Origin of the sequence: Bradyrhizobium sp. 164 (assembly GCF_023073715.1) — a bacterium.
In the GTDB taxonomy this organism is placed as follows: Bacteria; Pseudomonadota; Alphaproteobacteria; order Rhizobiales; family Xanthobacteraceae; genus Bradyrhizobium.
The window spans coordinates 124,634-134,788 of the sequence record NZ_JADPKA010000093.1; the positions used below are offsets into that span (position 1 = coordinate 124,634).

Sequence of the window (10,155 nt, forward strand, 5' to 3'; positions counted from 1 at the left end):
GCGCTGGACGGGGGCAAGGGCCGGGGTCGCGGTTTCTTCCGGTTGACCTCCGGCAGCAGGGGGGACGCCGAAGGTTCTGGTGAGACTCATGGGACGGCCGATGGTTCCTGCGCCCCTTACGGGCGCGCAACGGCGATCATCACGCCTTCATCACCGCGAAGGAGGACGGAGCCGTCCGGCAGCGGCTGGGGCTGGCGATCCAGGTGCGTGGACATCAGCAGCCGGCCGCGACCCTGCCTGTGCCATTTCCGAGGTTCGGCGCAAATGTTGAGCAGGACCAATATCTCGTCTCCGTTCCACACGCGTTTGAAGGCAAAGACGTCATTCTGCGAACGCAGCGGCTGCTGCTCGCCTTCGCGCAGGCACGGCTGCTCCCGCCGTAGCGCGATCAGCTTTCGAAACAAGGCAAGGATCGAGTGGTCGTCTCGTTGCTCTCCGGCGACATTCCTGGAGTCGCTCGGACCTAGCGGCAGCCATGGGTGTCCGTCGGTGAAGCCGCCATTCGGGCTATCATCCCAACGCATCGGTGCGCGCTCCGGATCGCGGCAAAGTCCATAGCCCGGTACCAGCTTCTCGAAGGGGTCGCGGATACGATCGGGGGGAATGGAGACGCGCTCCCTGCCGATCTCGTCGCCCATGTAGAAGAAAGGCGTTCCTCGCAGGGACATCAGCAGCATCGCCAGGATGCGCATCTGCGCCTCGCCGATTCTGCTCGCGATCCTCTGCTTGTCATGCCCGCCGATCACCCATACGGGCCAGGCTTGCGAGGGCAGGGCATTGAGATAGGCATCGATCGCCGCCTGCAGCGACAGAGCATTCCAGGGCGAATCGAGCAGCGCGAAGTTCAACGGCAAGTGCAGACGCGGCCGGTGGTTGCCGTAGAAATGGCCGATGCGGTCGGTCTTGCCTTGCACTTCGCCGCACAACAGCCGTCCCGGATATTCGTCGATCACGTTCCTGATGTCCTCGATGCACTGCATCGTCTCCGGACGGTCGTCGGTGAACACTGGCGTCAGGCGCTGCGGCGGCGGCTTGCCCCCCGCGTCCGGATTCGGTGGATTGTCGCGCAAGAGTTCGTCCTTGATCAGGACCGCGCTTGCATCGACGCGAAAGCCATCGACGCCCCGGTCGAGCCAGAAGCGCATGACATCGGCGATCGCAGCACGGACCTGCGGGTTGCGCCAGTTCAGGTCGGGCTGCTCGACGAGAAAGGAATGATAGTAGTATTGACCCCGCGTCTCGCACCATTCCCATGCGCTGCCGCCAAAGCGGCTCAGCCAATTGTTGGGCGGTCCACCATTCTCGGCCGGATCGGCCCAGACGTACCAATCTGCCTTCGCGTTGTCGCGAGAGCTGCGGCTTTCAACGAACCAGGCATGGTCGTTCGCGGTGTGGTTGGGGACGAGGTCGAGAATGAGTCGAATTCCGGCGTCGTGCAATCGACCAACAAGGAGGTCGAAATCATCGAGCGTGCCGAAGGCGGGATCGATGGAGCAATAATCCGAGATGTCGTAGCCGAGATCCCGGAATGGACTTCGGTAGATCGGCGTCAGCCACACCGCGTCGACGCCGAGCCACGTCAGATAGTCGATGCGCGACAGCAGGCCTGCCAGATCGCCTTTGCCGTCTCCGTTGGAATCCTGAAATGAGATCAGCGCGATCTCGTAGATTGTCGCGGAGTGCCACCACGGCCTATCCGCGGTAGCTTCGGCGGTTTCGCCTTGTTTGACTTGGATGTGCCTCATGCGTTCAGGTCGGATTTAGCGAAGGCGATTTCGCTGCATTGGCCGCGATTTGTCTTGCGGCTCCTCGCGCGCCTTCAAGTCCCTTGGGATAGCCGCTGCGGTTCGGAAAAAGTTTTCGCCTCGCGTCGCGGGCCGGCCGGCGGGGTTTGGTATCCTGGGCGGCGCGATAGTCGAGCATGGCAATGCCGCCGACCATCAGCAGCGCAAGCGCGATATTGCCTTTCTTGGGATTGTCACCCGTCAAGCCGGACAGCAGCGCGGCCGCATCCAGACCATCGCCGCCGACACGGGCCCACAGGCCCGCGTTCTTGTCCACCGACAGCGACATGATTCCAGCCATGATCTCCCTGATGCCGAACGCCCTGACCATTGTCTCGTTGCCTTCCATGCCCAAGGTTTCGGTGACGCGACGCGGCGCCAGCAATTCGACGACGCCAAGCCCGATGCTGAACCAGCCGAGCGCGCGCGCGAGTTGATCTGCCGGTCGCTTCAGGCTCGGTCCGCCCTCAATGATTTTCGGGTCGCTCTTGGTGCGCACGATGTTGGAAAAATGAAACATGTCTGACACCTCCTTCAGGGTTTCAGCACGACCTTGATGCAGGAGTCCCGCTTGTCGCGGAACACCTGGTACATCTCCGGTCCCTGCTCCAGCGGCACGGTATGGGTGATGACGAACGACGGATCGATCTCGCCCTGCTCGATGCGGCGGAGCAGATCATCGGTCCAGCGATTGACGTGGGTCTGACCGGTTCGCATCGTCAGGCCCTTGTTCATGAACGCGCCCATCGGGAGCATGTCGGAGAGGCCGCTGTAGACACCGGCCACCGAGATGATGCCGCCGGGACGGCAGACATAGATCATCTCGCGGAGAACGTGAGGGCGGTCGTTCTCGAGCATCACCATCTGCTTGGCACGATCGAGCAGCGTATCCGGCTGCGAGGCCATCACATGCGCCTCCATGCCGGCGCAATCGATGCATTTTTCCGGACCCTTGCCGTCGGTCAGCTCGTTGAGCCGCTCGACCACGCTTTCGGTTTCGAAGTTGATTGTGGTGGCCCCGCCGGCTTCCGCCATGCTGAGGCGCTCGGGCAGGCAGTCGATCGCGATCACCTGGTTGGCGCCAAGCAGGATGGCGCTCCGGATCGCCATCTGCCCGACCGGGCCGCAACCCCAGATCGCGACCCTGTCGGTCGGCTCGATGTCGCATTGCACGGCGGCCTGCCAGCCGGTCGGGAAGATGTCGCTGAGAAACAGCAATTGCTCGTCGGGGATGCCGGCTGGAACCTTGATGTGGGTGGCGTCGGCATAGGGCACGCGCAGATACTCGGCCTGTCCGCCGGGATAACCGCCGGTCAGATGCGTGTAGCCGAACAGGCCGGCCGTCGTGTGTCCGAACACCTTGTCGGCGAGGTGACGCTTCCGGTTGGTGGTTTCGCAGACGGAGAAATTGCCGCGCTTGCACTGCTCGCATTCGCCGCAAATGATGGTGAAGGGCACGACGACGCGGTCGCCCTTCTTGATCTTGCCGTCGACACCGGAACCGACCTCGACGACCTCGCCCATGGTCTCGTGGCCCATGATGTCGCCCGGCAGCATCCCCGGGATGAAATTGTGAAAGAGGTGGAGGTCGGAGCCGCAGATGGCGCAGCTCGTGACCTTGATGATGGCGTCACGGGGGTCCTGGATCTCAGGGTCGGTGACCGTGTCGCACCGTATGTCCTCCTTGCCGTGCCAAACCAGCGCCTTCATCTCAGTCCTCCGAGGTCGGTTACGAGGCATCTAAGTCGAACGAAGAACGATGGTTGCTATCGTGGTCCGCAAAATCGCCGCATCGCAGCGGATGTGCGCAGGAATAGGAACGACGGCGTGGGCGCGCGATTGGACGTGATCAAGCCAATCGAGGATAGCGTCATGCGAGACAAGCAACTCGCCCTGGTCACGGGAGCATCTACCGGCATAGGTCTGGAACTTGCGAAATGTGCCGCCGAAGCCGGCTTCGATCTCGTCATCGCCGCCGACGAGGTTGCTATTGAAAGCGCCGCGGCGGAGCTCCGCCGCCTCGGCGGCAGTGTCCAGGCGGTGCAGGCGGATCTGGCGACCACAGAGGGGGTGGACAAGTTGTGCGCAGCGGCCGGAAGCCGGCCGATCGACGCGCTGCTGGCGAATGCCGGCGTGGGCCTCGGCAAGGCGTTTGTCGACCAGGATTTCCAGCGCATCAGGCGTGTGGTGGACACCAATATCACGGGAACGCTCTATCTGATCCACCGCGTCGGCAACGAAATGCTCCGGCGCAATTCCGGACGTATCTTGATCACGGGATCGATCGCCGGCTTCACGCCGGGCAGTTTCCAGGCGGTCTACAACGCCAGCAAGGCCTTCCTCGATTCGTTCTCTTTCGCGCTGCGCGAGGAGCTTCGAGACAGCGGCGTCACCGTCACCTGTCTGATGCCGGGAGCGACCGAAACCGAATTCTTCCGCCGCGCCGACATGATGGACACCAAGGTCGGCACCGAGAAAAAGGACGACGCGCGTGATGTCGCGAAGGCCGGGTTCAGTGCCATGATGAGCGGGGAGTCCGACGTGGTCACCGGCATGAAGAACAAGCTCCAGACCACGATCGCGAACGTCACGCCCAACGAGGTGCTGGCCAAGCAGCATCGCAAGATGGCAGAACCCGGCACGGCGAAGTCGTAGCGGACGGACGCCTCCCTTAAGTGGTGCTCAACATCTCCACTTTGGCACATCGATGCCGTCGGCGGGGCGTCCACCCCACCATAAACCGGCGGCGTGATGCGACTAAAGCAATGTCTGCTTTGCCACTATAGCGACCGACCCCGTGCGGCAGCGCAATAGTCGGCGATGGGCGCAGTAGCGGAGATGGGCAGGCCACGCAAGAGGCCGCCACCTGGGGCGGCCTTACTGTAATCGCATAACCTCAAAAGAATACCTCGCTTGCAACACGGGGCCGCTACCATCGCGAACGACGATCATCAGTTCACGAGCGGTTGGATTGCCCATGGTCGCTCGCACGTCATCTCTCAGCATGTCAGCGAGCGCATACGCCGCCTCATTTTGGACGTCATCCATGGTTGAGAGTTCCAGTCCTTCTTCGTCCGGCGCCAGTCCGTCAGTACTAAGCATATCGAAAAAATACAGGGACATGGCTGCGCTCCAGTTGAGGCGGGAGCGCAAGGATCTCTCAGCCATCGACGCCTGTGGTTGCTGTGTCGGTGGTACATGCCAATAGCTTGGGATTGACAATGTTTCTATTCCGGTGGCCTGAGACCGGGAGATTGCAGCCATTCGCTCAGGTGCGAGCCCGTGTCGGCTTGGCGGGCCTTGCGTAGAAGGGCTTCACGGTCGGCGCCAGGTGGAAGAGATCTCGCCTTCTCTCGTAAGCGCTTTGCTTCTTCAGAAAGGCGCTCTTCAAGGGACAAGGTTTGCTTCACACGGCGACGCTGCATAACAACCTCCCTCGCGCCTGCGGGTCCTAACCCGCATGGTTGAGCACTCGCCGATCCTAAAACGCGATCAAGTTCTCGGCTGTTCCTGACTGAATACAAATCAAAATTAAACCATTATGAACTTCGCAGTGGCCGCGGGCCTCGGAAGCACCGCCCGAACGGGGCCAATGGAGCTGCTCTCGTTAGTGAGAGATTAAGACAGTGACACCGAATCGAGTTCCTTCGAAGCTGGTATGTCATTGGTCGCTATCGGCGGGACGGCCTTTGGGGTCTGCTTTGGCCGACTTCTGGCTACGCTCGCTCGTAGTCCGCTAAGGGTCATTTTCGACGGCTTTGTCAGATTGAGGGCTGGTTGATGTCCGCTCCTGTCCGTAAGCGCCATACAAGGCTCGGGCCAGGAGCGTTGCGTTTGGCCGGACTGCCATAATTCAAACTCCCGAACTGGGGCTCGAATCATGCGCTACGAACTCGCCGACCATGAATGGACCGCCGTCAAGCCGATGCTGCCAAACAAACAGCGCGGCGTTCCTCGGGTGAACAACAGACGGGTCCTGAATGGGTATCTTCTGGGTCCTCCGATCAGGAGCACCCCGGCGTGATCTGCCAACAGCGTTTGGCCCATACACCACAAGCTACAACCGCTTCGTCCGCCGGCGGCAGGCTGGTGTCTGGGGCCACATCATAGACGCACTTGCCGCTGCCAACGATGCCCTGTCCAGATGATCGACACCTCCATTGTCCGTGTACATCAGCATGGAGCCTGCATCACACGAAACCAGCGCCAATCGATGGGGAGGTCACGCGGCGGCTTGACGAGCAAAATTCATGCGGTGATCGATAGCAATGGTCTGCCGGTACGGCTGGCGCTGAGCCTTGGTGAGGCCCATGACGTTCTACTTGCCGGAAAACTGCTCTCTCGTCTGAAATCTGGGTCAATGCTGCTTGCCGACGTGGCTATGACGCGGACTTGATCAGGGAGCTTGCCATGAAGAAGGGCGCGTGGGCCAGCATCCCGCCGAAAAGCAACCGCAGCGATCCGATCTGCTTCAGCCCCTATCTCTACCGGGCTCGCAACCACGTCGAGCGGTTCTTCAACAGGATCAAACAATGTCGTCGGGTGGCGACGCGCTACGTCAGGCTGGTCGCCAATTACCTTGCCTTCGTTCAGTTCGCCTCAATCAGGCTATGGCTGCGTCTTTATGAGTCCGCGTCCTAGCAAACGCGGCAGGAACCACAGTGGGCACGCGCGAGGCCCCAACAAAGTGGGACGGGCGAGCCGTCAGGCGGCAGGTAACGAACCTCGTCGTGGCAGCAACAAGGGTCGTCGCTAATCCCGGCGATGTCAGTATGGGACGCTCGTCAGGTGGACAATATCATGCCTTTGAAAGTGATGAAGGAGCAGTTCGTGCTTGACGGCGACAGGCTTACCCATACGCCGACTGGCGCCACGTTCTGGCTGGGCGGGAAGCATGTCGTGGCTCGCGAGCAGGGTCGCCTTAAACCTGGATACCGGCGACGACTACGATGTCGACGAACTAAAGGAAGAAGCTTGGCGCATCATGGTAGCCGAGCGCAAGGCTCGCAGCAGCATCCCGGACTCCCGCGTTTAATCATCAGTGTCACGAATTCTCGCACGGATATCGGCAAGGAAATCCGTCAATGAGTCCCTCCGGCAGCTTCCGCTCTCGGGGGTTAAAAGCGTAATCCCCCAGTGTGCCAGTATCGCCTCTTGCACGGGGTTAGACGCTGGCATGAACACAAACGAGGGCGGGCGATCGTCCTTATGACCTGATTTTTCCCAGGTCTGCCAAATGCTATGTAATAGCAGGCGGATATTGGGATCGGACATGCTGTAGCCAATGAAGAGAATGGTGCGACCGAGAGCATCCGCGCGGAATTTGATATCTAGCGGTGAATCGAAGGATAGTCGATCCAGAAAATCGGTCTCGGTAAGAACCAGTGATGCATCGTCATCGAAATCACCGTGGTACTTAATTATATGCGTAATGCCTTGGGCAGCGTCTGCGATATGCTTGGCGTTCGCAATCTTCGCATAAGGCTTATGGTGGACTTCGAACGCTGTCTCGAGGTTTCGATCATAGTTAGTGGTATAAATAGCCGGGAAGTCGAGTTCGACAATGAGTTTGTGCAGCTCCGAGTGCGAGACTTTGTCTGTCGCGACCTTCCAGTTTCGATCAAGCCAGCTTCGTAACGGACCACTTCCACCCTGCTTCAGCCGATAGAATTCGGCGAGCATTTGATAGCCGTCGCTCATTCCGTCTATCACCGCGGAATCGAGTTCGAGCTCCTTTAACAGATGGTCTATCAGGGTCTGCCACGACGGCAGCCCAACAGCCATCGAAACCCCTGCGCCAACGAACAGGATCGCCTGGCGTCGCTTGATCGCACCAGCCAAGATATTCTTGGACGATGATACTTGTTTCTTTCCAACCGAACTGTTCATCCAGTTTCAATCGGTTGCAGGTTGCTCGGTTCCTATGGCAAGGGCATTGCGCGATGGATCTGGATCGTCGGCCCAACCTTTTGCAGATTTCGTGCCTTTAGGGCCGGCCTATTAAGAAGGCCGGTCTCCGGGGCGCGGGAAACATCAGCGGGGCTGTGTGGTGTTCAGTCGAATTTCGCCGTTGCCGTCTTGTCGTCAGGCTGCCGTGAGCTGGACGGTCCACTTGGGATTGGCCGGAATGATCGCGCGAGCCGAGGCTCGGGCCCGAGCAAGTCTCTTCCATCGTTTCAGTGCGACATTGACCACCGGCGCTCTTGTCGGTCCGCCGACAGCCGCATGACGTGCTGTTGGATCCGGCGGAATAGTTTAAGGCCGTCGAGCACCTGCCGGTGGAAGGCCAAGCGCTTCAGCCCTACCCAGCCTCTGAGGCAATCTTTCAGGCACGTTGGGCGTCTACAGGGACAAACTGACGGCCTCGGATTTGACTATGGGGGCGCGCCGGCAGCAAGGCGCTGCTCACCTGTGGAAGCAGGCTCTGTTCGCCCCCCTTCGGCCTCCGGACTGGCTAGAGCGGTAGCGGCAATTGGAAGCGCCGCAACCACTGAGCTTCGAGCAACAGTTCTAATCATCGTCGTCCTCTCTTCGGAGCGAATGTCAGTCGGCGCGCGCTAACGCCCGGCGGCGGCGCCTGAGATGCTGCTGAATTTGCGGCAGCGACATCGCGTTCAGGACACGGTCGGCCGGAACGCTTTCCTTTCGGGCCATCTCGACGCCCAGTGCATGTGGTCGAGCTCGCGGATCGAATGGGCGTCCGGAATGATGCTCATCATGCCTCCGAAATCCAGTGCGGTCTGGTGCCACCGCCAGTCCAGGTCGAGCCGCCGCGGGTGGGCCTTTATCTCCACCGCCACGCCCTGCCTGGTGCAGGCGCGCAGCACTTTCTCCACGTCGATGTCGTAGCCCGGTCGACCCTGGTGCGCCATCCAGTCAGGCTTGAAGCGGCCGTGGATGTTGGCCATGACGAAGTCGAACCGATCGAGCACCTCTTCGGGGTACATCGGCCAGGATGTCCGACTCGATGCGCTTCAGGATCCGGAAGTCCTTGCCGAACTCCTTAGTCGGCCTGCTTGCGGATGGCCGCGTTGGTGTCCTCACGCCGAAGATAGCCTTCATACTGGATGCGCTCGGCGGCGCTCAGCAAGTTGGGATTTATGGTCGCGGAGCCGACCGCAACGCGGACCTGGCGCATAGATTTGCGAACCGCATCGAGGAAGGCCTGGCTGTTCTCCATGAGGTGCCGATGGTCGGCGACCTGGGTGACCTGCGGGAGTGCCTTGGTCGCAGCAAGGGCGTAGCCGCCACCGGGTCGCGCGCGACCACAGCGATCTGTGGTTGCCCCGCGAGCCAGGCTTGCGCAGTGGCTGGTTCTCTGTCGGGTAAGAGTGATTGGTCGTAGCCGCTCGAGGTCGCAGAGGATTGTTCCGTACCGCTGATTGCGCCGCCAGGCCCAGTCGTCGATACCAATCACGCTCGGCGCAGCAAAAGGCGGACACCCGCGCCTTCGAACCATCCGAGGTAACGTATCGTTGCTCACGGGCAGCATAAGTCGAGTAAAACTCGCGGCCGGGCGGCCACCAAGGCAAGCCCAAGGTGATGGACGACCAGATCAAGCCGGGCCGTTCGCCGCGCCCACGATGCCAGAGCGCCGCCATCGAAACGCTCGGTCAAAATACGTCGACCGCACAGAACAGTAACGCAGCGGAAGCGGCGCGCCATGACTACCAAGCCAACCCGCCGCCTGCCAGCGGCAGATCGGTCAGGCGTCGCTGATATCGGCTATGGATCCGCCCAGAACTGGCTCCGCGTCCAGGACGGAGACTCGTCCCGCTCATGGAACGGACGGTGATCACGGTCGTGGCGCCGTCACAGATGGTGCTCTCCACGTCAAACCCGCGAGGAACCGGGGCCGACGGACGTAGGGCTCGCTGCATCATGTTGATTCCTCTGTGAAACCAACGCAAGCCGGCGCTTGAACTTCATCAAAAGTGATGGTGTGGAACGGCCCTTCGAACCGGCATCAAAAGTGCCTAACGTGGTCGCTTCGAGAGGCGCCACAAAGGAAGGACCGTTCCAATGGAGAAGATTATCACAGTAGGTTTGGATTTGGCCAAGTCGATCTTCCAAGTGCACGGGATCGGCAGCGACGGGAGAGTATTGGTTCGCCGCATGTTGCGACGATCGCAGGTGCTGCCGTTCTTTCGAGCGCTCCCCTCTTGCCTGGTCGGCATGGAGGCTTGTGCGAGTGCACATCATTGGGCGCGCGAAATCGCGGCGCTGGGGCATTCGGTCCGCATGATGCCACCGGCCTATGTGAAGCCTTATGTCAAACGAAATAAGACCGACATGGCGGATGCAGAAGCCATTTGTGAGGCTGTCACCCGTCCGACGATGCGGTTCGTACCGATGAAGACTGCCGAACAAC

General features: G+C 60.6%; 10 protein-coding genes and 2 pseudogenes. 4 read left to right on the forward strand and 8 right to left on the reverse strand.

Features of this window, described 5'->3' with window-relative positions; all coding sequences use genetic code 11:
- Nucleotides 1-116: 116 nt before the first annotated feature.
- From IVB01_RS27995 to IVB01_RS28005, 3 genes are read right to left on the reverse strand one after another with little or no spacing between them, the layout of a single operon-like run.
- Nucleotides 117-1,745 (reverse strand): alpha-amylase family glycosyl hydrolase, encoded by a 1,629-nt coding sequence (locus tag IVB01_RS27995; protein ID WP_247495057.1) that lies wholly within the window; start codon nucleotides 1,743-1,745, stop codon nucleotides 117-119.
- Nucleotides 1,746-1,749: 4 nt separating this feature from the next.
- Nucleotides 1,750-2,304, reverse strand: coding sequence for a hypothetical protein (locus tag IVB01_RS28000; RefSeq protein WP_247495058.1), 555 nt, complete (start codon nucleotides 2,302-2,304; stop codon nucleotides 1,750-1,752).
- A 14-nt stretch (nucleotides 2,305-2,318) separates the two neighbouring features.
- Entirely contained in the window at nucleotides 2,319-3,494 is a 1,176-nt protein-coding gene (locus IVB01_RS28005) for a zinc-dependent alcohol dehydrogenase (RefSeq protein WP_247495059.1), read from the reverse strand.
- A 162-nt stretch (nucleotides 3,495-3,656) separates the two neighbouring features.
- On the opposite strand from IVB01_RS28005, the gene IVB01_RS28010 reads away from it, so the two are divergent.
- Complete coding sequence (locus IVB01_RS28010) at nucleotides 3,657-4,439, forward strand: SDR family NAD(P)-dependent oxidoreductase (RefSeq protein ID WP_247495060.1); 783 nt, start codon at nucleotides 3,657-3,659, stop codon at nucleotides 4,437-4,439.
- Between the two features lie 222 nt (nucleotides 4,440-4,661).
- Here IVB01_RS28010 and IVB01_RS28015 read toward each other — a convergent pair whose 3' ends face one another.
- Complete coding sequence (locus IVB01_RS28015) at nucleotides 4,662-4,907, reverse strand: hypothetical protein (protein ID WP_247495061.1); 246 nt, start codon at nucleotides 4,905-4,907, stop codon at nucleotides 4,662-4,664.
- Between the two features lie 104 nt (nucleotides 4,908-5,011).
- Complete coding sequence (locus IVB01_RS28020) at nucleotides 5,012-5,209, reverse strand: hypothetical protein (RefSeq protein ID WP_247495062.1); 198 nt, start codon at nucleotides 5,207-5,209, stop codon at nucleotides 5,012-5,014.
- A 455-nt stretch (nucleotides 5,210-5,664) separates the two neighbouring features.
- On the opposite strand from IVB01_RS28020, the pseudogene IVB01_RS28025 reads away from it, so the two are divergent.
- Nucleotides 5,665-6,425 (forward strand): annotated as a pseudogene (locus IVB01_RS28025) (IS5 family transposase).
- Nucleotides 6,426-6,678: 253 nt separating this feature from the next.
- The gene (locus tag IVB01_RS28030; protein WP_247495063.1) at nucleotides 6,679-6,819 is read left to right on the forward strand and encodes a hypothetical protein; all 141 of its coding nucleotides are present in this window, start codon (nucleotides 6,679-6,681) and stop codon (nucleotides 6,817-6,819) included.
- Here IVB01_RS28030 and IVB01_RS28035 read toward each other — a convergent pair.
- The 3 genes and pseudogenes from IVB01_RS28035 to IVB01_RS28045 form a co-directional block, all read right to left on the reverse strand.
- Nucleotides 6,816-7,673 carry an SIR2 family protein gene (locus tag IVB01_RS28035; RefSeq protein ID WP_247495064.1) on the reverse strand — a complete coding sequence of 286 codons (858 nt, stop codon included), beginning with the start codon at nucleotides 7,671-7,673 and terminating at the stop codon, nucleotides 6,816-6,818. The genes IVB01_RS28030 and IVB01_RS28035 overlap by 4 nt on opposite strands.
- Before the next feature lie 654 nt (nucleotides 7,674-8,327).
- Nucleotides 8,328-8,789, reverse strand: a pseudogene (locus IVB01_RS28040) (DNA polymerase/3'-5' exonuclease PolX); the annotation flags it as partial.
- The gene (locus tag IVB01_RS28045; RefSeq protein WP_346659350.1) at nucleotides 8,788-9,276 is read right to left on the reverse strand and encodes a hypothetical protein; all 489 of its coding nucleotides are present in this window, start codon (nucleotides 9,274-9,276) and stop codon (nucleotides 8,788-8,790) included. The pseudogene IVB01_RS28040 and the gene IVB01_RS28045, both read right to left, overlap by 2 nt.
- Nucleotides 9,277-9,806: 530 nt before the next feature.
- Between IVB01_RS28045 and IVB01_RS28050 the strand changes: the two genes are divergently transcribed.
- A partial coding sequence (locus IVB01_RS28050; RefSeq protein ID WP_346659351.1) for a transposase occupies nucleotides 9,807-10,155 on the forward strand: 349 nt, incomplete at its 3' end.

Excerpts from the sequence above, each read along its gene's own strand:
- IVB01_RS28020 (WP_247495062.1), bottom strand. The coding sequence starts at position 5,209 with ATGCAGCGTCGCCGTGTGAAGCAAACCTTGTCCCTTGAAGAGCGCCTT.
- IVB01_RS28010 (WP_247495060.1), top strand. The coding sequence starts at position 3,657 with ATGCGAGACAAGCAACTCGCCCTGGTCACGGGAGCATCTACCGGCATA.
- IVB01_RS27995 (WP_247495057.1), bottom strand. The coding sequence starts at position 1,745 with ATGAGGCACATCCAAGTCAAACAAGGCGAAACCGCCGAAGCTACCGCG.
- IVB01_RS28000 (WP_247495058.1), bottom strand. The coding sequence starts at position 2,304 with ATGTTTCATTTTTCCAACATCGTGCGCACCAAGAGCGACCCGAAAATC.
- IVB01_RS28015 (WP_247495061.1), bottom strand. The coding sequence starts at position 4,907 with ATGTCCCTGTATTTTTTCGATATGCTTAGTACTGACGGACTGGCGCCG.
- IVB01_RS28005 (WP_247495059.1), bottom strand. The coding sequence starts at position 3,494 with ATGAAGGCGCTGGTTTGGCACGGCAAGGAGGACATACGGTGCGACACG.
- IVB01_RS28035 (WP_247495064.1), bottom strand. The coding sequence starts at position 7,673 with ATGAACAGTTCGGTTGGAAAGAAACAAGTATCATCGTCCAAGAATATC.
- IVB01_RS28045 (WP_346659350.1), bottom strand. The coding sequence starts at position 9,276 with ATGCTGCCCGTGAGCAACGATACGTTACCTCGGATGGTTCGAAGGCGC.
- IVB01_RS28030 (WP_247495063.1), top strand. The coding sequence starts at position 6,679 with ATGTCGTGGCTCGCGAGCAGGGTCGCCTTAAACCTGGATACCGGCGAC.